The organism is Olivibacter jilunii (assembly GCF_900607235.1).
GTDB lineage: Bacteria > Bacteroidota > Bacteroidia > Sphingobacteriales > Sphingobacteriaceae > Olivibacter > Olivibacter oleidegradans.
Genome location: NZ_LR027861.1, coordinates 71,422 through 94,045 on the forward strand (window position 1 = coordinate 71,422; position 22,624 = coordinate 94,045).

18 protein-coding genes and 1 tRNA gene are annotated in these 22,624 nt (G+C 41.7%); 4 read left to right on the forward strand and 15 right to left on the reverse strand.

The annotated features are described in order from the left end of the window. The 7 genes from E0E36_RS26760 to E0E36_RS26790 all read right to left on the reverse strand — a co-directional run bounded on the left by E0E36_RS26760 (nucleotide 1) and on the right by E0E36_RS26790 (nucleotide 8,359). Entirely contained in the window at nucleotides 1-1,221 is a 1,221-nt protein-coding gene (locus tag E0E36_RS26760; protein ID WP_013667809.1) for an MFS transporter, read from the reverse strand. Continuing rightward, nucleotides 1,221-2,336: a galactose oxidase gene (locus tag E0E36_RS26765; protein ID WP_130858484.1), complete on the reverse strand. Its 1,116-nt coding sequence runs from the start codon at nucleotides 2,334-2,336 to the stop codon at nucleotides 1,221-1,223. Before E0E36_RS26765 ends, E0E36_RS26760 begins: the two co-directional genes overlap by 1 nt. Before the next feature lie 26 nt (nucleotides 2,337-2,362). Next, a complete protein-coding gene (locus E0E36_RS26770; RefSeq protein WP_130858485.1) occupies nucleotides 2,363-3,298 on the reverse strand; it encodes a dihydrodipicolinate synthase family protein in 936 nt (311 codons plus the stop codon). Between the two features lie 74 nt (nucleotides 3,299-3,372). Then, a complete protein-coding gene (locus tag E0E36_RS26775) occupies nucleotides 3,373-4,518 on the reverse strand; it encodes a sialidase family protein (RefSeq protein WP_130858486.1) in 1,146 nt (381 codons plus the stop codon). Further along, nucleotides 4,515-5,477 (reverse strand): dihydrodipicolinate synthase family protein, encoded by a 963-nt coding sequence (locus tag E0E36_RS26780; RefSeq protein ID WP_130858487.1) that lies wholly within the window; start codon nucleotides 5,475-5,477, stop codon nucleotides 4,515-4,517. The genes E0E36_RS26775 and E0E36_RS26780 overlap by 4 nt, the downstream gene beginning before the upstream one ends. A 70-nt stretch (nucleotides 5,478-5,547) precedes the next feature. Beyond that, complete coding sequence (locus E0E36_RS26785; RefSeq protein ID WP_242627406.1) at nucleotides 5,548-6,810, reverse strand: sialidase family protein; 1,263 nt, start codon at nucleotides 6,808-6,810, stop codon at nucleotides 5,548-5,550. A 112-nt stretch (nucleotides 6,811-6,922) separates the two neighbouring features. Then, nucleotides 6,923-8,359, reverse strand: a complete 1,437-nt coding sequence (locus tag E0E36_RS26790; RefSeq protein WP_130858488.1) for an aminotransferase-like domain-containing protein — start codon at nucleotides 8,357-8,359, stop codon at nucleotides 6,923-6,925. A 238-nt stretch (nucleotides 8,360-8,597) separates the two neighbouring features. Here E0E36_RS26790 and E0E36_RS26795 point away from each other — a divergent pair, with 238 nt between their 5' ends. The 4 genes from E0E36_RS26795 to E0E36_RS26810 all read left to right on the forward strand — a co-directional run bounded on the left by E0E36_RS26795 (nucleotide 8,598) and on the right by E0E36_RS26810 (nucleotide 13,238). After that, a complete protein-coding gene (locus E0E36_RS26795; protein WP_013667816.1) occupies nucleotides 8,598-9,560 on the forward strand; it encodes a ketopantoate reductase family protein in 963 nt (320 codons plus the stop codon). An 18-nt stretch (nucleotides 9,561-9,578) separates the two neighbouring features. Beyond that, nucleotides 9,579-10,322, forward strand: coding sequence for an SDR family oxidoreductase (locus E0E36_RS26800; protein WP_130858489.1), 744 nt, complete (start codon nucleotides 9,579-9,581; stop codon nucleotides 10,320-10,322). A 518-nt stretch (nucleotides 10,323-10,840) separates the two neighbouring features. Further along, nucleotides 10,841-11,953 carry a helix-turn-helix domain-containing protein gene (locus E0E36_RS26805; RefSeq protein ID WP_130858490.1) on the forward strand — a complete coding sequence of 371 codons (1,113 nt, stop codon included), beginning with the start codon at nucleotides 10,841-10,843 and terminating at the stop codon, nucleotides 11,951-11,953. 337 nt (nucleotides 11,954-12,290) lie between these two features. Then, the gene (locus E0E36_RS26810) at nucleotides 12,291-13,238 is read left to right on the forward strand and encodes a hypothetical protein (RefSeq protein WP_130858491.1); all 948 of its coding nucleotides are present in this window, start codon (nucleotides 12,291-12,293) and stop codon (nucleotides 13,236-13,238) included. 85 nt (nucleotides 13,239-13,323) lie between these two features. Here E0E36_RS26810 and E0E36_RS26815 read toward each other — a convergent pair whose 3' ends face one another. The 8 genes from E0E36_RS26815 to E0E36_RS26850 all read right to left on the reverse strand — a co-directional run bounded on the left by E0E36_RS26815 (nucleotide 13,324) and on the right by E0E36_RS26850 (nucleotide 22,598). Further along, entirely contained in the window at nucleotides 13,324-13,965 is a 642-nt protein-coding gene (locus E0E36_RS26815) for a DNA alkylation repair protein (protein WP_130858492.1), read from the reverse strand. A 223-nt stretch (nucleotides 13,966-14,188) separates the two neighbouring features. After that, nucleotides 14,189-15,028 (reverse strand): SRPBCC family protein, encoded by an 840-nt coding sequence (locus tag E0E36_RS26820; protein WP_165447093.1) that lies wholly within the window; start codon nucleotides 15,026-15,028, stop codon nucleotides 14,189-14,191. Then, the gene (locus E0E36_RS26825) at nucleotides 15,028-15,351 is read right to left on the reverse strand and encodes an ArsR/SmtB family transcription factor (RefSeq protein WP_242627407.1); all 324 of its coding nucleotides are present in this window, start codon (nucleotides 15,349-15,351) and stop codon (nucleotides 15,028-15,030) included. The genes E0E36_RS26820 and E0E36_RS26825 overlap by 1 nt, the downstream gene beginning before the upstream one ends. A 347-nt stretch (nucleotides 15,352-15,698) precedes the next feature. Continuing rightward, a tRNA-Pro gene (locus tag E0E36_RS26830) sits at nucleotides 15,699-15,772 on the reverse strand. Nucleotides 15,773-15,846: 74 nt separating this feature from the next. Next, complete coding sequence (locus E0E36_RS26835; protein ID WP_130858493.1) at nucleotides 15,847-16,995, reverse strand: glycerate kinase family protein; 1,149 nt, start codon at nucleotides 16,993-16,995, stop codon at nucleotides 15,847-15,849. A 21-nt stretch (nucleotides 16,996-17,016) separates the two neighbouring features. Continuing rightward, complete coding sequence (locus E0E36_RS26840) at nucleotides 17,017-20,061, reverse strand: efflux RND transporter permease subunit (RefSeq protein WP_130858494.1); 3,045 nt, start codon at nucleotides 20,059-20,061, stop codon at nucleotides 17,017-17,019. Between the two features lie 124 nt (nucleotides 20,062-20,185). Next, nucleotides 20,186-21,229 carry an efflux RND transporter periplasmic adaptor subunit gene (locus E0E36_RS26845; RefSeq protein ID WP_130858495.1) on the reverse strand — a complete coding sequence of 348 codons (1,044 nt, stop codon included), beginning with the start codon at nucleotides 21,227-21,229 and terminating at the stop codon, nucleotides 20,186-20,188. Nucleotides 21,230-21,233: 4 nt separating this feature from the next. Next, on the reverse strand, nucleotides 21,234-22,598 hold the full coding sequence (locus tag E0E36_RS26850; RefSeq protein ID WP_130858496.1) for a TolC family protein: 1,365 nt from the start codon (nucleotides 22,596-22,598) through the stop codon (nucleotides 21,234-21,236). Nucleotides 22,599-22,624 lie beyond the last annotated feature (26 nt).

The window sequence follows — 22,624 nt, forward strand, 5'->3', positions numbered from 1 at the left end:
CTAATCTTTTTTTACTTTAACGGCAAATAACGTCCAAGTGGCCAAAAGTAGCAGGACAGCGGAGAACTGATAAATAATCGAGAGATCAATCTGTGCATCTTTCAATGCGCCTCCAACATATACCATCAGCCCTCCTACGATGGTACTCAGAAAATTGAGGAAACCATAGCCCGTAGCGATATATCGATCATCGGCCACTTGCCTTAAAATAGGCATCAGGTTAGCATCATTAAATCCTCTTGCCAGACCAAAGATCAGCATCGCAATGATGGCAATGCCAAAGACAGAAGTAGATGCCATTAAAAAAAGAAACGGGGCGCCCAAAGTAAAACCGATAATAAGCATATAAATTCGGCCCCTATTGTTTTTACGAGTCCAACGATCTGCCAAAATCCCTCCTACGATGACGCCAATAAATGAACCGATCTGAATGTATCCGGTGGCGGAAATTCCGGCTTCGCCGAGGTCAAGGTGAAAATGCTCTTTAAGAAAGGTAGGTAACCAACCGTAAACAAGCCAATTTACAATACCTAACACTGCAAAATAAAACAAGAGAACGTAAAACGAGGCCTTACTAAAAAGATTTTTCAGTGCCCCACGGATGTTAACTTCTAAATCGATTGGAACTACTTCCGTTAAATCACTTTGCGTGCGTTGATGATCTTTTAAAATTTTTAATAAAATAAAAGAATAAACAATTCCAACAATACCAAAAACGTGAAAGCCATAGCGCCATCCCCATAGTTCTGCAATGTACCCACCGATACCGCCCAATGCTAATCCGGCATATAGACCACTCATATGTAAACCGGTTGCCAGCGACCGTGTCCGTCCTCGGTGGTAATCGGTTATTAGGGCCAAAGCGGCAGGAATATAACATGCCTCACTTATACCCATGATGATGCGCGCAACTAGCATTTCGGAAAAAGAGCTTGCAAAACCTGTCCATAAGGTAACCGCCGACCACACCATAACGCTAAAAACAATCACTTTCTTTCTACTGTACTTGTCGGCGAAGAAACCTCCAAAGGGACTTAAAATCCCATACGACCAAAGAAAGACCGACGTCAATAGACCGAATTGTGCATCCGACAGTTTGAAATCAGCCACAATAGGATCGTGCATCGAAGTTATTAATATACGATCAAGGTAATTTAAGAAGGCTACTACCCATAATAAAGCTACAATAAGCCATGCGTAACGATTAACAGTATGTTTCATTATTGATCCGTTATTTTTTCAGGTGTCAGTCTTAGCACGCGAGGGGTACGAACGGCAGGTCTTACTTCTCCCCCCGGTATTATGACAGCATCGTTCCATATAGTTAAACTGGTCGTTACCGGAGCCCAGCTGCTCCCATTTGGATTGGCAATTGCATCTTCTTTTTTATCAGTGGGAACCTCTCCTATTTTCTTCCAGGTATTTGTGGACACATCATAATCTAAAATGTTCGTAGAAAAACCGGGGTGTTGCTGTTTCAATTGATTTGCTTTTGCAGCCAGCTTCCCATCATCGCCTCCAAAAATTAAAAGATGGTATTTGTTAATACCATAAGCCGGATTTGGCGCCGCTACAACTGATTGGGGAAGATCGGCTATTTTCTTCCACCCTACCTGGGGGGTATATTCATAGGCATCTTTCAGGTATTCCCTAACTCCATCCACCAGCTTTGCTCCGCTGAATAAATACAATTTACGATGCTGAACACCTGCAACCGCTAACATTCTGGACGGTCCCGGCCAAGGGTCAAGTACCTTCCATTCTTTCGTATCGGCAGCAAGATCCAATGCCCAAAAATTTTTCTCCGTTGTCTTGGAGTCCGGTTTCCTGATACCGCCCGCTATATAAATAACATCTCCTAACAGTACCCCTGTACAATTGGCTAATGGGTGGGGTAAATCGGGCAATGTACTTTTTTCAATTCTTCCGTTGTCATATCGCAACATCCAAACTTCCTTGTGATGACCATTTTCATTACTCCCTCCGATAAGAATCACTGCATTTCTCCAAGATACGGATACTCCATAACCTAATGGTTGCGACAACCTCCCTACTTCTTTCCATTTGGCGTTTGGGTTGTCTAGTGCGAATACCCGATCGTACCATACCTTATCAGAACCGGTCCAAGGCGCACCGCCATCGGGAAAATTTGCACCACCTATAACCAAAAGTGCGCCATTGCTGACTCCAACAAAAGAACCCGCAAATCCAATCGGATCCGGGAGTGCTTGCAGCTCATCCCATTTTAATTGATTTGTAGAAACGAACTGCGCCACTCCTTTATTTAAAGAAAAAGTCATAAGAAAAATGAGAAGTGAATAAGAAGATCTGTCCATGCTAACATTCAATTATATTTTACAGCTCACTGCTCTTCGCTCAGTATTTCCGAAGCCTGCTTCACCACGTCAAAAAAACCGTTCACATCTAAGGCGTTTTTCAGCTGCAGCACGTCGTCTTCATTTAGCGGCTCAAGTGGTAGCCGACAAGGACCGAGATCAAAGCCTATCATCTTCATGATTGCCCGTTGCGCAGGAATCGGCGGATATTTTACAAGACAACGCACCATGTTAACCGAATGCAATTGCATGTTTGCCGCTTCCTCATAATGTCCGTTTTTATAATACCTTAATAGTTGTAAATAGAGCGATGCAGAAAAAGTATAAGTGCTACCAATAGCTCCCATCGCGCCAACGGCAAGTGCCGGTAGAAGCATCTCATCGTAGCCGAATAGCACATCAAACTTACCCCCTTTATAGTTTAGACAGGCTTGATATTCATGTAAGGTAGAGGCGGTATATTTAAGTCCGGCAAAATTAGGGATCACTTTTTCAGCCTGTTCCAAGAAGGCGAGCATATCAATGGCGATGCCCGTTAATGTAGGGATATGATAATAGTAGAAGGGTGTATGAGGTGCTGCAGAAGCAATCTGAGCCATACTATTCACCAGATTGCTCACAGTAGTAGGTTTAAAGTAAAAAGCTGCGACGGAAGAAATAGCATCAGCGCCAATCTGTTCTGCATGGGCTGCCAATCGTCGACAGTCCGCAATCGAACTGTGTCCAACGTGCACCAGTACCAATATCCGTTTATTAGCAGCTTTCACATAGGCCTCAGCAATAGCCATGCGTTCTTCCACCGTTAAATTCGGCCCCTCTCCATTCGTTCCGCAAATAAACACACCAGATAATCCATCGGCTACCATTTTATCTACTATTCTCGGGATAATATTCAGATTTATTGTTCCATCTTCGTGATACGCCGCAAAAGTTGCCGCTATTAATCCGGTAATTTTATTCATATATTTATTTATTGTAAGTTTTATTTATTTCCAAACAACTCAGTGCACAATTTTCGTTTCACGATAAGTTATTATTATTTATTATCGGTCAGCCAGTCAAGCTTAAAGGTCTTCAACACGATGTTATAGTTCCAGTCTTTTCCCGAATTTGTTTCAAACAAGCAATAAACGGTTCCATCCGCCCCTACCGCAACATCTGAATAGCCGGATGGCCCTTCGTGAATCAGCTTACTAATAGGCCACGTCTGTCCCTCGTCATAGCTGACTTTAGCAGTTAAGTTTTTACGGGGATGTTTTGGAATATCGCGGCTATCAGGATTGAGAAATAGGATACCTTTCTTCCTGTCGGATAACCTAATAATACTAGCCATGCAGATCGGATCGAAAAGTTCTTCATCAAAGACAGGTTTCGACCATCCGCTGATGCCGTCCTTACTATAGCTTACACCACGCAAATGTTTTTCCGAAGTATTTCTGATATTCACCATTACCCTTCCGTCCTTTAATTGAACTGCCATGGTTTCGCTGGGATTTTTAAATTCAGCCGAGTTTTTAGCGATGATTTCACCTCGTTTCCACGTTTTTCCGAGATCATCGCTATAAATGGTTGCAATGCAAGAAGGGGCGTGGCTCCGATGAGGTACCGTCTTAGCAGGATCACTCAACCAAACCGGGACAAGCAATCTGCCATTTTTTAGCTGAATGCTATGTCCGGGGCCAGGTGCTAATACTTTCCAATCATACGCTGGCTTAAAGGCGTCAAAAGTGGCGGTGATATCCATGGCAGGGCTCCAGGTTTCTCCATCATCGGTAGAAAAAGTATAATAAGCTCTTGCGTAATCCCGCTGATAAAGCAGGTGAATTGTCCCCTTACTGTCAACGATAGGCGTGGGATTACTGGTAGGGCCACTTTTCTTGGGAGCAATAACGATTGGGGCTTCCCAAGTGCGCCCTCCATCTTTGCTTCGACGCATCAACAAATCCATTTCTGACCAGTCGCTCGCGGTACCGATCCGACCTTCACAAAAGGCCAATAAGGTGCCTTTTTTACTCATTACGAGCGCAGGAATCCGCGTTGATGCATAGCGTTCATTCGGAGTAAAGACAATACTGCTATCCACAGCCATTCGCTCAGAAGTATGTTGCCCGGCCACACATCCGTAACCAACAATTAAAAAGTTGATCAGTAGATACAGATATTTAAATTTATTCTCTCTCATGGCTTTGTGTTTTGATTTTTTGTGCTTCGTTGCATAAAAACTTCCGGCAAAAGCTCGGCACATCGCTGCTTAACAACGTGTATTTCTTCTTCGGGAATCCAGCGATACGGCCATCGCAAACGGGTACTTATAGGTGTCCATCCACCTACCGCAGCCATAAACTTATCCACCGCTTGGTTAGCATAAGCTTGATCCCGAATATAAGGCACCATGCATTGCTGCATAAATTGTTGAATACGCGATTGCATTTCGAACGGATCACCTGTTTTGTTCACCATATCGTTATACCAGTTTTGGGCAAACGCAGGGTGTAAGCAAGCGACATTAGAATAGGTACCATGGGCCCCTTGGGAGATGCCGGTTGCGAGTTGATGCCCGGGTACAAATACTGAAAACGGAACCAGCAACTCGCTCATCTCCCGATACCACTTCTCGTCTCCTCCCGAAACCTTACATCCCGCCAAGGGAATTCCTGCTAGTAGAATCTCTGCAAAGTCACTCGGTAAAAGTTTCGTTTTCGCATGCGGTGGGTTATACAAAACCAATCTAATCGGATCAGCTTCTTCCGCCAATCGCGTTAAAAAATGGATAATCTCCGCCTGAGACGGCACAAACCAATCCGGCAAAATGACTTGAACGGCAGACGGTTTTAGCAGTTTGGCTCGTTTTAATCGTTCCAAGGATATTTTAGGACTCATATGCGAGCATCCGATCTGAAAAGGCATGGATGCAGCGTTACATTTTGTGGCTAAAATTTCATTTATCTGATCAAATTCGTCTTCAGTTTGATTGTAAAATTCTCCAGCCGTACCATTTGAATAAATTCCGTTCACTCCATGGGCAATTAGCGTGTCTATCTCATCTTCCAATTGTTTAAAATTAATACTTTCGTCATCATCAAGTGGAAGCAACAAAGTTGCCCAATTACCGTAGATCTCATTTGCTTTTAGTGGAACCATTTTGTTTTATCTTCAATTTCCTAACTTTTAGTCTTCGATTATTCATACTCCCAATAAAGCTTCTTTTTAATTACGGTTCCGTGCGGCCATTCAATATCCAGGCTAGGTTAAATTTGTTGAACTCAATAGATTTGTTACTGTTGGCTGAATCGTGTACATTTTCATTATATTCAATCAGCGCACCAATGCAATAATCCGAGGTCTTGACCATGCTCGAGTATCCACCGTAAACCACGGTACTTGTCGTATAATTGCAGTTTCCGCTGTTGTACAAAGCTCTGCTTATTGGCCAGGTCTCTCCATCATCATAGCTGATGCGAACAGTCATATTACAGCGTTGACTTGTGCCGTTTGGATTTAAAAAAATTATTCTATTCGGATCATCCACATTATATCGAAGTATAGAGCCCTCGCACTTCGGATCGGGAAGAGCGGAAACAGCAGAAAAAGAAGAGAAATTTCCGGAAATTGACCCCACAGACTTCCTTCTTGTTTTTGAAATATTCCACTCCGTTGTATTGGGACGATCATTCCGCATTAAACTTCCGTTCATTAGCTCAACGATGGTACTTTCATCCGTACCACCCGGGACAGGTTCATAACTCCAGGTCGCTCCATGATCATCACTATAAATATTTCTTCCGTATGCCGGAACAATTAATCTACCTGGATGATCGTAAACAGTTCTGATACCGATCCCTGGACCAACACAATCCCATTTATAACTCAAAGGAGTTAATGTACCGGTGCGATCTACGGGATCAGACCAATTAGCGCCATGATCATCACTGTATGAAGTATGAATTCTTCTATCACCCCAAGCTTGAAAATCCGACCATTTGGTTTTGAATTCGTCGTTCCATTCTAAAAAGAGCCATATTCTACCGTTTACGCCTACCGAAGGGTCATAAACAGCTGTGGGATTTCCCCAGGTACCATTTCCTTTTCCCACTACCTCTCCTAATGCCGACCAGGTTGTTCCGTTATCCATCGACCTTTTAAATACCACATTGATATCGCCATAGTCGCTTGGACTCCAGCGCCTACCTTCCGCAAAAGCTACCAGCGTTCCATTCTTGGTTTTAATAATAGACGGAATACGGTACGAATGGTAAATCCCTTCACTACCTCCGTTAAAAACAATTATCCGCGTGTTAATTGGTGCTGCTAAGGCTGCATGCTCAGTAAGACTTTGCTCCTGATCAAGACCCGGTAGTTTTTCTCGATCGGCATTTGTTACTTTAGCGCAACTCAATGCGATAGACAAAACAAAACCTAAACCGAGGTATGCCAGATTAATTGGTTTAGTAGTCCACATTTTAACGTTATTCATTTAGATTTATATTTAGCTATTAGTACTTATGTAGTACATATCAAATGTGACAACTATTTTAAATATTTCCAAATTTTTATCGAAAAACTTCCTCGGCTCGCAGAATTGGCTATCACAATTCTCTACAGGCAAGTTCTCCCAACAACTTAAGATCTCTTTCCAATTTCTCATCCCACAATAGTCCGTAGTTTAACCGGAGGCAGTTATCGTATTGGTTTTGTAAGGTGAATATTCTGCCCGGAGCAAAACTAATTTTATATCTCAAACACTTTTCATAAAGAGTGACAGCATCGATAGCCTTGGGTAATTCTACCCAGATAACAAATCCTCCTCGCGGTCTGGTGGCCATTGTCCCCTCAGGGAAATAGTCTGAAATAGCCCTTGAAAATTTCAACATGTTGCCGTGAAGTGTGTGCCTTAGTTTGCGGAGATGACTCTCGTACCGACCGGTTTCGAGAAACCACGCAATAACTTCGTGGGTAACAGACGTGGATGAAATACTATGACAGAGTTTCATTCGCCTTACCTCGTTTTTGAATTTTCCAGGAGCGACCCAACCGACCCGATAGCCCGGGGCAAGCGTTTTCGACACGGAGCTGCACCATAGCACTAACCCACTTTCATCGTAAGTCTTGCATGATTTCGGACGTTGTTGACCAAAATATATATCGCCATTGAGATCATTCTCAATAAGTGGGATGTTATATTTTTCCAAGAGACGTACGGTCTGCTTCTTATTTTCATCCGGCATACAACTGCCTAGCGGATTACTGAAATTGCTGATAAAAAGACATACATTTATTTTGTTTGCCTTCAGTGCATCTTCCAACGCATTTAAATCAATACCATGCTGAGGATCCGAGGGCAATTCTAATACTTTAACACCTAAAACCTGAGCTAGTTGCAGCATTCCAAACGAAATCGGGCTTTCCATCGCCACCGTATCGCCTCTTTTTGTTAATGCCATCATGCAGTAAGATAATGCATTCAAGCAACCGCCGGTTGTGATAATTTCGTCGTGGTTCAAATGCCCCTCCATCGCAAAAGACCATCGGGCAATCTGACGTCGTAATCTTTCATTCCCTTCGATTTTATCATACATTACGCCGCTTCCTTTTAACTCTCTCATCGCCACTGTTAAACCCTTATTGAGTTTTGCAATAGGCAACAATTCATTCGCCGGAATCCCTAAAGCAAGTGCCAAATGGCCATCTTCTCCCAAACCGTCATAAATTTTGCGAACTAATAGCTCGCTGTCGGCATAATGTGCTTCGGCCTCGGGTTTGGTAATTTGAGGAAGCGCCGGGACTTTCGTTTTGGAATAACGCACATAATATCCCGATTGAGGTTTCGTTTCAATCAACATTTTACTTTCCAGATTATAATATGCACTTAATGCCGTATTCTGACTTACTCCATATTCACGGCAAATAGTCCTTAAAGAAGGAAGCTTATCACCTGTTCGTAAAGCACCATTTAAGATTTGTTGCTCAATAACTTTGGCGATCCGTATATACATGAAATCTAATTTCTCTTTAACTTTTTTCATTCGTTATTCATTTAACTGCTACCATCAAAAATAACATATCTGCATCTGCTATCATAAAGATGTTTTATCGAACTTTGTTTATCAAAACGAACGTAAATACGATGGCACACAATGAGATAAAAACAGGTTTTCTTTTCGCAAATCGCGAACTACTTATTCTTGCATTTCCGGGAAATATCCGATCCCGAAAAAACACCTACTATAGTATGTACCGTAAGATCGCCTAAAACCAGCAACAATGGACTCAGTTCAAAAACACATATTTATTATCGGTTCAGGAGCCATCGGCAAAGCGCTCGCCGTTTTCCTTAAACTTGCCGGAAGAAAAGTGACCGTAATCAGAGGAAGGGTAAAAGATGCTTGCACAACAACCAGGCGTATAGGTATTGAAATCCAAAATGGCGTGACCCTCGAAGCCAATGTCAAAATTACAACATTGGATTCGCTTCCAATGATTGATGGCATTGTTGTTCTCTCCAACAAATCGTTTGGGAATGAACAATTGGCGCGTGCACTAAAAGGAAGAACAGGTAACTCCCCTATTGTTCTCTTGCAAAATGGGTTAGGTATAGAGCAGTCCTTTCTAGATCACGGATATCCACAGCTATACCGTTGTGTACTCTTCGTAACTAGTCAGCTAATCAACCAATCTAATATAAGGTTTAAGCCCGTAGACATTTGTCCAATCGGTATTGAACGGGGAAATAAGGCTGATCTGGAAAGGGTTGTCAACCACCTCAATACACCAAATTTTAGGTTCAGAAGCGAACTCCACTTACAGCATATTATTTGGAAGAAAGCTATTATAAATTGCGTTTTCAATTCCATTTGCCCCTTATTGGAAATTGACAATGGTATATTTCATAGAAGTCAGGACGCGCTAAAAATTGCACGCAGAATCATTGTAGAATGTATTAATATTGCTACAGAAAAAGGGATAGCAATTCGTCAGGACGAAGTCGAAACCGGTTTGCTGCAAATAAGTCAGTTGTCTGAAGGACAAGCGATATCGACTTTACAGGATATTCGAAACAAAAGAAGAACGGAAATAGAAACGCTGAATCATGAAATAGTACGGATAGCGGAGCAGATGCATCAGCAGGACAGCGTTCGTGAAACCAGATTGTTGGGCGAGCTTATCAAGCTCAAATCAGAGCTTACCCAAAACATTATAGATACGGAAGTAATTGGCAAATTATAAAGGAAAGAAAGTATTACTATGAAAACAATACTAATAACAGGTGCAAGTAGAGGAATTGGCGCTGCGACAGCGCTTCTTGCCGCCCGAAATGGTTATGCAGTAGCAGTTAATTACCAAAAAAATCATAAGGCAGCGAATGAGGTTGTCAACCAAATTCTTTCCATGGGAGGCGAAGCCATTGCAATTCAGGCCGACGTTTCTAAAGAAGATGAAATCCTTCATTTGTTTTCCGTAATTGATAGCCGGTTTGGAAATCTCCATTGCCTCGTTAACAATGCAGGCATACTGGAACATCAGATGAAGCTTGTCGATATGGATTATGCCAGGTTACAGCGGATGTTCAAAGCCAACATCCTTGGTTCGTTTCTTTGTTGTAAGGAAGCGATTAAACGTATGTCTACAAAATTAGGTGGCAAAGGCGGCACCATTGTTAATGTTTCATCCATTGCTTCCAGAACCGGTGCACCTTTTGAGTATATTGATTATGCAGCCACTAAAGGAGCGTTGGATAGCCTTACGATCGGATTGTCTAAAGAGGTGGCGGACGAGGGTATTCGGGTAAATGCCGTTCGTCCTGCATTTATCTATACCGATATACATGCCGATGGCGGGGAACCTGATAGAATTAATCGACTAAAAGAAGGCATACCATTGAAAAGAGGTGGTTTGACAGAAGAAGTAGCTGAAGCTATTTTATGGCTTGCGTCAGAAAAATCTTCGTATTCTACAGGCATTTTCATCGATGTCACCGGAGGCAAATAGATGAATTTTAACCACTTAAAAGATAAAACATAAAGAAAAAACACCTATTTATAAACCGTATCAAAACCTCATGACAAGGTGCTTGTAAAATTGATGGGACATACTCGCCCGAGTAAATTCCGCTCCCATACAAGACGATCCAAGATGATTTTTATCAAGCGCTAAACACTGCATATCGCCCTAATGGTTTTTCATTGAACCTCGCATTTTTAGTTCGGTTGGATAACATCGAACTGTACAAAATAAAGACCTATGTACTTTGGTAAAAACAACAGTTATGACCAAGTGTAGCATCTTATTTTTGGGAATACCTCCTATCGCGATATCAAGCAGTATCGCTAAAGCACAGCATTATGATTGCGAAATGCCTGCGTTAAACCGGTTGATGACCAAGATGGCTTGTGTCATACAGAAAGAGCACATGCCAGGATTAACAATTGGGCTATGCCGATCTGGAATATGTAATTCATACTTTCACGCAAATACCATAAATTTACGAAAACAGTCCAAAATATCTAATGTCTGAAATAAATACCTTAGCTGCTTTTTATGCCTTTTCGGGCGGAGCATTATGGCTATTAGGATCCCTGCTCTTTATTGGATTTGATAAAGTAAATACCCAAGCCAACCGATGGCTTGGGGCATTCTATTTTATTCTGGCATGCAGTTTTACGCAACTTTTTCTAGAAGAATTTGAAATAGGTGGCAGTTTCCTTATTCATCTGCTCGAGCTACCAAGATGGGCGATGCTTCCCTGTCTATATATGGCAGTAACCGGCTACGTGTCCCCATCTTTACCAAAAAAAGATAAGCTTCTCCACTTCGTTCCTTTTTTGCTTTTCCTTGTATTTTCTTTGGTGTACTTAATGCCAAAATTCTTTAATGGGCAATACCATCTGCCGATATTACCTCCGTGGATCGGCTTTATCGTTCGATATTTTTCTTTTGGCCAGATGGTTTATTATTGGATCGTCTGTTTCTTGTTGCTCCGTCGTCACCAAAAGAATATAAAACGAGTTTCTTCTTTTACCGATAAAATAGATCTGGAATGGCTAAGATATCTATTGATTTCCGTGTTAGTTTTGATTTTTATCCGCATACTGAGCATATCCAGCATTCACGTAACTTATTACTCCCCAATCCTTTATTTTTTAGGAATAATTCTTTTGGCCTATTCAACGCTGTCTCAGAAATCAATTTATGCTATCGAGGCATATCAACCGCCGGAAAAAGACGGAATTGCACCCCAGAAAGTGTTAAATGAACGGCTTACCGCAGAACAAGTGGAGGAGCTCAAATCCATAGTTACAAGAAAAACAGACAGTGAAAAGTTGTACCTCGATCCAAGTTTGACACTTTCAGTGCTTTCCGGTAAAATTGGCATCAGCACCCATGAACTCTCTTATGTTCTCAATAACGGGCTTGGTAAGAGCTTTTATCAGTTTATAAATGAGTTACGGACCGAGGAAGCAAAATCATTACTCTTATCAGAAGACACCAAGCATTTAGATATGCTCGGTGTTGCAATCAGAGCTGGTTTTAATTCCAAAACTACATTTTATACCACCTTTAAAAAAGCGACTAAGCTCACACCTAAAGAATACATTAAAGCAAATTCAAAGACTAGTTGACAGCAATTCCGTTCATTTGCATCCACCCGAACTTCTTCTAATCACTGAAGGGTTATCATTGCATCATAAGATAATTACGAAATACGCATGTTCGAAAAACACAAGCGCATGCGTATTCCATATGACCATTAAAAAATAAATCATAATCGGATGAATCCAATGAACAAGTCTGCAATCGCCCCAAAAGATTCGTGTGGTCATCGGCAGCATTTTATTCGGAAACATATTTCTTGCAATAAGCTGTTTTGCACAGCCCCCCGGCCGTACATTGCCTTCCCACTTATTTTTTTATTGAATGATAAAGAAGCGACACAGGTCTCATGTTTCGAGACGATGTATGGATCAAAGCAAAATAGAAGGTTATGATATGGAAGATTTTAATCGAATTTTCGTCATTTGGTATATATTAGTCGTTTGGACAGCTGATGGAATAGCACAGCAAGTGACGGACGAAAACTTTAATTATTCGGTTTCCATCCCTATGTACGGGGTAGGAAATGGCCCCGTAATATTATTTGATGAAGCCCATAATAATGCGTCGACATTGAAGGGGACCTATGCCGCCTTTGGTAAACTGCTAACAAGTGACGGTTATCAGGTAGTAAGCAGTAAAGAAAAGGTGACTCTAGAACTTTTAAAAAAAGCCGAGATCTATGTAAGCGTCAATGCGATGTATGATATGGAAGACTGGGATTTACCGGCGAGGTCGGCCTTTTCCCAAGACGAAATAAATGAACTCTGCCATTGGGTGGCCAATGGGGGAAGCTTATTTCTTGTAACGGATCATATGCCCTGCGGTGCCTCGGTCAATGAACTAGCAGGAAGATTTGGAATCAACATACTAAATGGCTTCGCTATTCGAAAGGATGGTCGGCCAGAGATATTTTCAAAAGAAAAAAAAACACTTATTTTAAATGAGATTACCAATCGTCCCGGTAAAAAAATCGATAGCATTATGTGCTGGGGTGGAACGGGATTTATTGTTCCGACTCATGCCCATGTAATTTCTGTATTGGGCGACGATTACCGCATCTACCTCCCTAGCTATGTTTCCCAAATAAGAAAAAGATTATCAGACACTATTCCTTATATTTCCGGAAGAGGGTTAGTGAATGGCGCATATTTAGAATTTGGTAAAGGAAGAATTGTCATATTCGGTGACGGGGCACCTTTTTCAGCGCAGCTCCAAGGTGTCAAAAGTGAGAAAAGAGGCATGAATCATCCCGCAGCAACACAGAATGCCCAATTTCTGCTTAATATTATACACTGGTTAGACAGGAAATAATAAATGTAAAAACAGCTATTTCCAGTGCGGGTTTTGGCAACTTTTGTTAGCCCGCTATTTGTTCATCCATCTATACGCTACTCCTTTATTTTTTCAGCTTAGCTACTTGTATGGCTATTAATTTGGGCAAATAATTGGGTGTACAATTTTTAGCAACTATTTCATCTTTATACAGCCCTGTACGTTCTCCCAGTGCAACACATCTCGGACGATACTTCTCTTCAAAAATTCCGATTTGAGCCGTCGTGAAATTCATTGCCCATTGAACTTCAGGCACTTCTTTTTCGATACGTGCTTCAATTTTAGAAAGCAATTCTTCACTATTTGACGGTGGCGTTTGTCCAACCCAACGTAAACGAGCTTGGTAATACCAAAAAATTCGTCTTTGTAGTGAAGATTGACTGTTTTCCCAAGTTTCCATTAATGAAATAGTCTTTTTGTCTTTTGAAAGTTGGTTTGCCATTAACCGGTCTATTAGTTGAAGTCTTTCATCTTCATGATGTTGCTTCATGTCGTTATCCAAATTGTCAATGAGTTTTTGCGAGAGTTGCTTTTTGTCCATAATCAAAATTGCCAACTGTCGGGGTAAAAATTGGCCTGTTGACCAAAGCTCCAAAGCCAATTCGTGGTCTTTTTTTATCTCACCCGCAATTTTTCGTAGGTCTCCCAGCTTAGTTTTAGCATTGATCTGAGCCAAGATGTTTTTCGCTTGTGAAGAGAGTTCCATATCAATCTTTTTGTTTTCGGAGAAATAAACAATTTCTGACCTTGAATAACCGTCCGCTTACCTTGTTGTTCTCGATTCAGGAAAATATTTCTTTGTGTGTGTTTCGGTTGTATTTTCCATCTTAATTAGCCTTGTTTCCAAAGCTAAAAATCCAATAAGAAAGGTGACGATAATCCCAATTATATACCCTAAATAATCCATACAGTAAGCTTGAATTTTTGTTTTATTCTTTTTCGGAGAGTTCCTTGATAATGTTTATCGCATCATCCCACATTTTCTGATGAAACGGGATATCGCTTTTTGCCATTTTACCAACTTCAATGGAAAGTATGTATCCGTCTTTATCAGGAACGATACGATACTTCTCATAGTAATCGCCTAATGCGGTTTTGGGTTTCTGTTCCACATCATCATAGTAATGCAGTTGTAAATATTCTTCCGGTCTATGAACTTCTACTACTCCAGTTGCACCGATATTGTTTTCTGCATCTCTCCAAATAATTAGCGAGCCTTCATTCCAATCTGTTTCTGCAATCGCACCTCCACCAAATGCTGTTCCCCATTGATTATTAGGATTAAGAACAATATCCCAAATATTTTTCAGACTTGCCCGAATGCGAATTGACTTGTTAAAGCTGTCTGTTTCCACAAAATTGCGAAGCGATTGCCCAAGGATACTTTCCCAACCCTCATTGAAATCTGCTTTTTCGAAGTCAGGATGCGACAGAAAGCTGTCCGTACCTGAATGGGTCAGTTTCAAACGGGTTTTGTTCTCGTCTTCACTAAACAACTCAAATGTTACTAATGATTGTCCCTCATAACCCTCATAGCTCCAAGTATAAGCAATTTTTGTTATTGGCTTAGCTTCCACAACCTTACACTTGTGCAAATATATTTTCCCCTCGTTTTCTGCAGAAAATTGAAACTCAAATCCAACTTCTGCTTTGAAGTCGGATACGTCAAAATACCACTGTTTCATTTGGTCTTTATTCGTAAGAGCTTCCCAAACTTTTTCAATCGTGGCTTCGTAAATACGTTCGATTACTACTATTTTCTTGTTCATTATTTTGATCTTTTATTGTTGTTAAGAAATTTGCCCAATGCGTCCAATTTGCTTTCCCAAAACTGTTTGTACTGTGATACCCATTCGTTTATTTCGTTCAGTTTTTCCAATTTTGCTTCGCAAATCCGTTCACGTCCTTGTTGCTTCATATTTAGCAAACCACATTCTGCTAATATTTTTAAATGGAGTGATATGGCTTGCCGACTTACATCAAACTGTTCAGCAATGGTGTTGACATTGACAGGTTCTTTTGCAATCATACCGATAATAGCTCTCCGTGTCGGGTCTGCAATAGCTTGAAATACATCTCTTCGTGTCTCCATAATATGCAAGTATTTGCTTGCAAATATAAAAGCAAGCATTTACTTGCGCAATTTTTTTTATACTTAATTTCAATTAATACCTTGGAAGCATAACTTATTAGCCATTAACGGATAGCAATAAATCGAGCAATATGCTTACGTGCTCGACAACCATTCCATTGACAGAAGTTGGGTATAGGAAGAGTAGCAGGATTACCTCGCTGCGCTCGGTGATCCTATAGGTGAGGATGACAGACAAAAAGCTCCGCACTACGTGCTTGGCTTTTGTTGTTTTACAACTCGCTCAAGCAAGCTTGGCTCGTTGTAAAACAACAAAAGCCCTTGCTTTCGCAAGAGCTTTTTGTCCGTCGGGGTGGCAGGATTCGAACCTACGACCTCCACATCCCAAATGTGGCGCGATACCGGGCTACGCTACACCCCGATCTTTCCATTTAACAATCGTATTCTTTTGTAAACGGAGTGCAAATATAGAATTTGTTTTCTAATAAATAAAATTTATTTAACAGTTTTTTTTGATGCAAATTGTAGGAACTTTCCTATCAATTTGCCGGTGCGTTCTAGGTTTTCAGCAGTACATTTTTTTAGTTCCTCAAGGGACACTGCTCCATGCCCCGTTGGAATTAAGATATCAAAATAAGCGTCCATTTGTTCATTCGTTTGCAGGGGGACGTTACCGGCTACTCCGATGACAGGTAGTCCCAAGGCTTTCGCCCTATATGCCACACCGAAAGGGCCTTTTCCATCCAATGTTTGTAAGTCAATAGCCCCCTCTCCTGTTATCAGCAAATCGGCTTTGGTGAGCTTTTTATCGAAGTCCGTCACTTTCAAGAAATAATCAATCCCATTCAATAGCTCGGCATCCAACATAGCCCACAATCCCGCAGCCACCCCACCTGCTGCACCACCTCCTATTAACCGACCGGCATCTTTCTTTAGCTGAGTTGTCCAGATACAATTCAAATGCTCTAAAATATCGTCCAATACCTCCTGTTGTTCCACGGAAGCACCTTTTTGTGGTCCAAATACAAAAGCGGCCCCCTTGCTCCCTAGCAGCTTGTTTTTTACATCTGTTAAAACAGTAAACCGACAGTATTCAATTCGCTTGTCTAATCCCGACAAATCAATTCTATCAAGTTTCAAAAGTTCCAATGGAGATACCTTTAGCTCCTCCCCCTTTTTATCTAGAAACTTGGCGCCCATTGCGCTTAATATACCACAAGCTCCATCCACGGTTGCCGAACCTCCTACACCTAAAACAATATATCTTGCACCCCTGACTAGAGCATCCTTTATCATAAGTCCGGTTCCCTGACTGGTTGCCTTCATGGGATTTAGTTCATTGTCGGCTAGCAATCGTATCCCCGATGCATCGGCCATTTCAATGTACGCAGTAGCAGTCTTCTGATCATAGCCGTAATTGGCCTTGATTGGCCTACCTAAAGGATCAATTGTATTGACTTCAACAGTATTCAGACACAGATGTTTGATCAACAACTTCATGGTGCCATCGCCCCCGTCTCCAATTGGAAAACAGCTAAGGGAACATATCAGCCCACTCTCTTTCAGGCCTTCAGCCAGTGCAATGGCTGCTTGATCGGCCGCCAAGCTATTCTTAAACGCATTAGGTGCTATGAGTATCTGCATAACTATTCTTTTGCCAGGCTGTTAATCAATTCGTGGCGGCATGAGTTTATATACGACCGGTGTTATGATCCGCGACAGAAGGGTCGAGCTAATTAATCCGCCTATCATAACAATAGCCAAAGGCGAAATGAGGGGATTACTCGACCAAGCAATCGGTAGCAAACCGCCAATGGCTGTCAGTGTCGTTAGAATGATAGGTAAAAATCTTATTTCACCTGCCTTCTCAATTGCCTCATTCAATTCCATACCTTCACGCCTGAGTTGATTGGTAAAATCCACCAGCAAAATTGTGTTCTTGACCTCTATGCCTGCTAACGCCACAATACCGATCGTGGCTACAAAGGATAACGTGTTACCGGTGACCAGCAACGCCAGTACCGCCCCGACGATACCTAATGGAATGACTGAAAGAACAATAAGTGTACTCTTGAAGGTCTTGAACTCCAATACAAGTACTGCAATAAAGAGAAAAACGGTAACCATAATGACGGTTCCAAACCCACCGAATGACTCTTGTCTACTTTCTACTTCACCACCCATTTCGTAGTGGTAACCGGTTGGTAGCTTCATACTATCCATCTTCTTAATTACCTCATTGATAACCCGATCATTTAAATACCCTTTCTTAACAAACGCATTAACCGAAATCGTTCGTATCTTGTTGATGTGATTTATGCTGACAGGCGACGACTCAAAGCCGACTTCGGCTAATTGCTTTAATGGTATAGCTACGCCTTGTACATTGTTTACGTAAAGATTATTTAGTACCGATAAATCCGGATAAGCCGCTCTTGGCACGCTAAGGCGTATACGGTAGTCGTCATCGTCTGAAGCAGGATTTGTATAAGTAGCTAAATCGATACCTACCAACGCCATACGAATTGTTCTATCGATGGAAACACTAGGCACGCCAAGACTTAGTGCTTTTTCCTTGTTAATGCTTAAACGAATATCGGTTTTATAGTTCTTAACGGGGTTATTCACATAAATGGTCCCTTCTGTTTCTTTTAAAGTTTGTTCAACATGAGCGGCCAACGATCGTAAAGTGTCTAAATTTTCACCAAACAAACGAACTTCAACCGGTGATATAATGGGCACGCCTTGCTCAAAATCTTTTACTTCTACCTTAGCGCCCGGGTACGGCGTCCACGCATCTCTTAACCTTTCGATAATGGCGACCTTTTCATCTGATTTAACGTCACTCCTAAGTTGAACGAAAATTTCAGCAAAGTCGGTGCGCTGATTTTGTTGGGCAACGTTATAGTAAATACGTGGGTTACCTTTGCCCACATTCGCTGTATAATACTGCACCTGAGGAATCGATTTTAATTCTCGTTCTATTTGTCTGGTAATGCTATCGGTATAAAATATACTTGCTTGCTGTGGTGCAGAAATATCAATTAAAAATTGTGGCTTCTCCGATGCCGGGAACAAACTGAAGCCAATGACAGGAATCAAACCCAGCGAACCAATGAAAATGATGCCTGCCACCAATATCGCGATCCACGGTTTTTTAAGCGCCTTATCCAGCAAGACGGCATAGGTTCCGTGAATGATCCGTTGAAAAGCCCTTAATACAGCATTTCCTTCCGGGTTCTCATGCGCTTTCAACAAACGACTTGATAGAAAGGGCACAACCGTCAGCGCAATAATCATCGAGGCAATGACGGTGCTGATAACGGCTACCGGCAAACTTCTAATGAAATCACCGGAAGCTTCCGGCATAAACATTAATGGCATAAAGGCAATGACCAGCGTTGCCGTACAACCCAGAACCGCCATAGCAATTTGCCCTGTTCCTTTTATCGCAGCATCAAGCCTTGAATGTCCTTCCCGCAGCCATCGTTCTATGTTTTCAACCACAACGATGCTGTCGTCCACCAAAAGTCCCAGTGCAACAACAAAACCAACGATACTTAATTGGTTTAAACTGAAACCAAAAATATGTAAGAGCACTAAACCGATGGAAAGAGAAAGAGGTATCGCTATCATCACGACCATGGAAGCCCGATTTCCTAATGGCAATAAGGTAATTAAAACCAATGAAACAGCAATTAAAAAATCAATACCCAAACCGCTCAAGCGATGATTAACATTCTCCGCCTGATCAAAGTGCAACACCAAATCCATGTTTTTTGGCAAGCTTTGCTTAAATTTTTCAATAACAGGCAAATAAGCCTCTTGCGTTTTGCTTATATTTTCACCGGATTTCTGTGCTGCATTAATTAGCAAGCAACGGTAACTATTTAGGCGGGTAATGTGGTCATCAGGTGCAAAGTCCGGATAAACATCCGCAACATCCTTTAACAATACATTTTTCCCTTCGCTACTGAATACAATCGTATTCCCAATCTCACCGATACTTTGGTAGTTACCGCTGGTTTTGACACTGAAGGACTTCCCTCCACCCAATATGCTACCGCCCGGAATATTAGCGGCTTCACTTTGAACCGCTTCCATCACCGTGTTAAGTGGAATACGCATCTGCGCCAAACGATCGGGGTGAACATCTATGCGCACCAGCTGCTCGGGCAAACCACTTATTTTCACTTCTTTGAGTGACGAAATCTTCTCCAATTCATCTTGTAGATTTTCCGCTACTTTCTTTAATGCCTTTCGGGATGCATTTTGGGATATTAACGCCAACTGAACAACATTTACCCCGCTGGGTTCCACCTTCTGAATGTCTATATTATAAATATCTTGAGGCAACTCTGCGCGTAATGCGCCGATTTCCCGCACCAGCTCCTGATATTTACTATCGTAATCACTTTCAAACTTATACTCCACCGTTAATACAGCGAGCCCATTTAAAATGGTAGTTTTAATCCGCTTAATATCATCCAAGCCATATATCTTCGTTTCCATTGGCTTAACCACCAGTTCCTCCATATCTTTTGGACTTGTCCCGGGATATACCACTACCACCGGAAACATAGGCGTTTGCATTTCCGGATCTTCTGCCCTGGGCATGCTTAACATAGTGCTTATGCCCACTACTACCACCATGATGACCATAATCAAGGTGAACTGGCTGTTCTTTATTGCATACGATGAAAGGTTCATTTTTTTTAGCTTTCAGCAGTCAGCAATCAGCTTTCTGCTACTTAACGAATTCCTGCTCTACTACTTAACTACTTAACCACTTAACCACTCAACTACTTAACGACTTAACCACTCAACTACTTACCTACTTAACCACTTTAATTGGCGACCCATCTGTTAAATAGGCACTTCCTGAAATAATCAACGATGGGATGTTTTCCAATCCCGCTGAGATTGACACCGTATTTTGTTGAATAGCATCCACCTTTACCTCAACCTGCCTAGCTGTTTTTCCGTCATTCGTAACGAAAACAAAAGCCTTTCCGGCATCGCCATCTAAAATAGCATCGTAGGGTATTTGCCAATGAGACGCATCTTCCTTCGTCTGTATGACAGCTTGGGCAAACATACCCGCACCGATTTTTTTGCCGTAATCACCCGGAAGAAGTTTAAGCATAATGGTGAATACACCGGAAGCGGGGTCGATCCCTTCCGATTTTTTATAAACCAGCGCTGCCACCTTGTTCCCAAGCACTTCGGAAGAGATAATAGCAGAATCACCAACCGCTATACGCGACCACTGTTGATCACTCACACCTACTTTCAACTGCCAATCGCTGCCCCCCGTCCTATTCAACTGAAGCACAGGACTTCCCGGACCCACAACTTGCCCGTCATTCACAAAGCGTTTCAGCACATAACCTGCTGAAGCCGCCCTAATCTCAGTTTGATTTCGATTATAATTGGCTGCCCGCAATTGCTCTTGAGCAATTCGAAGGGCAGTTTCGGCATTCTGTAACTGTTCAAGGGTGGCTACACTATCTTTGAATAAGGCTTGGGCCCGCTGAAAATCACGTTGTGCTTTTTCCTCAGAAAGCTTAGCCTGTCCGACACTCGCAGCAACCTCTGTCGGATTCAACGTTGCCAACAATTGACCGGTTTGCACGGCATCACCCTCTTTCACATATATCTTACTAACTACGCCACCATTTTTAAAAGAAAGAATCGCTTCGTTGTCGGTTGTAAAAACGCCGGATGTCTTGATTTGCTGTCCCACCGATTTCTGAGATAATGTTAATAATTTTACGGGTATCGTATCCTCACGGAGCCCATCGGCCGATCGATCGCTGGTGCTTTTACAGGAAACAAAAGCAACCAGAAGTACTAATAGAGAACCAAATCTATTCATAATCTTATTTTTTTAATGGATAAGTGGCTGTTTCCCTTTCCAACTCCGCGGCAGCCAACAAGACGTTATATTTATTAATGAGTGTAGATAATTGAGCAGTGGTTAATTGATTTCTTGCGTCAATTGTTTCAATGTATGTATTAGAACCTACTTTATACCCCTTTTCAATCAGCCGTTGATAAGACGCGGCAGCCTCTAATTGTTTTAAAGAAGAGTGATAATTCTGCCACGCGGCAATCAGATTGTTCTTCGCGATCCTCGAGCTCACTTCCAGTTGTTGCTGCACATGCGCTCTATTAAGAGATGCGTCAGCCAACTCTAATTGCGACTGCTTGATTTTTATGCGGTTTCTATTACCGGTATATATAGGCAAATCAAATTGCAAACCAACCATCAAATAACGCGATTGATCGTTGAAACGCATTTGTTCCGCTTGGGAGCCCAAATCCAAAAATCCGCTGATCTTAGGAATGGAAAACTTTTTGTTCATCTTAATGACATTTTCATTGATAGCTATCACTTGTTGAAGTGATTTCAACTCCTCACGTGACTGAATATCAGGATCTGCCTGTAACAGAACAGTTGCTTTTTCCAAGGCCGCATCAGCATTATACAGAGTATCTATGAATGTCTCTCCTTTTCTGTTGAGTAATGCGTTAAAATATAACCGAGCGTTTATTTGTTGTTGCTCCGCCTGGGTAACCTGCGATCTTACCTGCTCGATTTCGCTGTTAGCGCGAAGCACATAGGCCGGTAGTCCTTTACCGTTTGCCAATAGACGTTCGTTAACCCGCTTGGATTCCTCAGCCAGTTTTAATGCCGATTCATATATTTTTACAGCTTGGTGTGCATTTAAAAAGTTGAAATAGGCCGACTTAATATTTTTCACCAATTCACGCTCGTAAGTCTGCACCTCAAATTCTTGTAAATGAACCTGTTGCTCATTAATCCGTTTATTGTATCCAATATCCGTATTAATAATGGGTACCGTCGTTCTAATCCGAGCGTCATAATAGTTCTTTGGCAAAAAATTGATCGATTCGTTCTGCAGCTGAGGAAAGTTTTGAGAATTTGTCAATTGATTCAAGGTCGTATATACCGGGTTCATCAAATCACCTAAAGGCAATAATATATTTCGACCTCCCGAGGCCGTGCTATAAGTTGCCTGAAGAGCAACGCTTGGCTGGTACATACTCTTTGCTGTCTGGAGAGCCAACATCGCCTTATCCAAGGAAATGTTTTTTTGCTTGAGCACTAAATTGTTATGTCTTCCCTCCTCGATATAAGCATCTAGCGTACTGATTTGCGCCCTCGACAAGAAGGGGATCAGTAACACTAAACAACAAGTTATTATAAACAGTGTTTTCATTATTAACAGTGTTCTTTAATGAATAA

What these genes read in the sequence shown, in the direction of transcription:
- E0E36_RS26780 (WP_130858487.1), bottom strand. Translation starts at nt 5,477, where the DNA reads ATGGTTCCACTAAAAGCAAATGAGATCTACGGTAATTGGGCAACTTTG.
- E0E36_RS26850 (WP_130858496.1), bottom strand. Translation starts at nt 22,598, where the DNA reads ATGAAAACACTGTTTATAATAACTTGTTGTTTAGTGTTACTGATCCCC.
- E0E36_RS26845 (WP_130858495.1), bottom strand. Translation starts at nt 21,229, where the DNA reads ATGAATAGATTTGGTTCTCTATTAGTACTTCTGGTTGCTTTTGTTTCC.
- E0E36_RS26825 (WP_242627407.1), bottom strand. Translation starts at nt 15,351, where the DNA reads ATGGAGACACGAAGAGATGTATTTCAAGCTATTGCAGACCCGACACGG.
- E0E36_RS26840 (WP_130858494.1), bottom strand. Translation starts at nt 20,061, where the DNA reads ATGAACCTTTCATCGTATGCAATAAAGAACAGCCAGTTCACCTTGATT.
- E0E36_RS26805 (WP_130858490.1), top strand. Translation starts at nt 10,841, where the DNA reads ATGTCTGAAATAAATACCTTAGCTGCTTTTTATGCCTTTTCGGGCGGA.
- E0E36_RS26835 (WP_130858493.1), bottom strand. Translation starts at nt 16,995, where the DNA reads ATGCAGATACTCATAGCACCTAATGCGTTTAAGAATAGCTTGGCGGCC.
- E0E36_RS26820 (WP_165447093.1), bottom strand. Translation starts at nt 15,028, where the DNA reads ATGAACAAGAAAATAGTAGTAATCGAACGTATTTACGAAGCCACGATT.
- E0E36_RS26775 (WP_130858486.1), bottom strand. Translation starts at nt 4,518, where the DNA reads ATGAGAGAGAATAAATTTAAATATCTGTATCTACTGATCAACTTTTTA.
- E0E36_RS26800 (WP_130858489.1), top strand. Translation starts at nt 9,579, where the DNA reads ATGAAAACAATACTAATAACAGGTGCAAGTAGAGGAATTGGCGCTGCG.
- E0E36_RS26770 (WP_130858485.1), bottom strand. Translation starts at nt 3,298, where the DNA reads ATGAATAAAATTACCGGATTAATAGCGGCAACTTTTGCGGCGTATCAC.
- E0E36_RS26760 (WP_013667809.1), bottom strand. Translation starts at nt 1,221, where the DNA reads ATGAAACATACTGTTAATCGTTACGCATGGCTTATTGTAGCTTTATTA.
- E0E36_RS26810 (WP_130858491.1), top strand. Translation starts at nt 12,291, where the DNA reads ATGGATCAAAGCAAAATAGAAGGTTATGATATGGAAGATTTTAATCGA.
- E0E36_RS26785 (WP_242627406.1), bottom strand. Translation starts at nt 6,810, where the DNA reads ATGAATAACGTTAAAATGTGGACTACTAAACCAATTAATCTGGCATAC.
- E0E36_RS26795 (WP_013667816.1), top strand. Translation starts at nt 8,598, where the DNA reads ATGGACTCAGTTCAAAAACACATATTTATTATCGGTTCAGGAGCCATC.
- E0E36_RS26790 (WP_130858488.1), bottom strand. Translation starts at nt 8,359, where the DNA reads ATGAAAAAAGTTAAAGAGAAATTAGATTTCATGTATATACGGATCGCC.
- E0E36_RS26815 (WP_130858492.1), bottom strand. Translation starts at nt 13,965, where the DNA reads ATGGAACTCTCTTCACAAGCGAAAAACATCTTGGCTCAGATCAATGCT.
- E0E36_RS26765 (WP_130858484.1), bottom strand. Translation starts at nt 2,336, where the DNA reads ATGGACAGATCTTCTTATTCACTTCTCATTTTTCTTATGACTTTTTCT.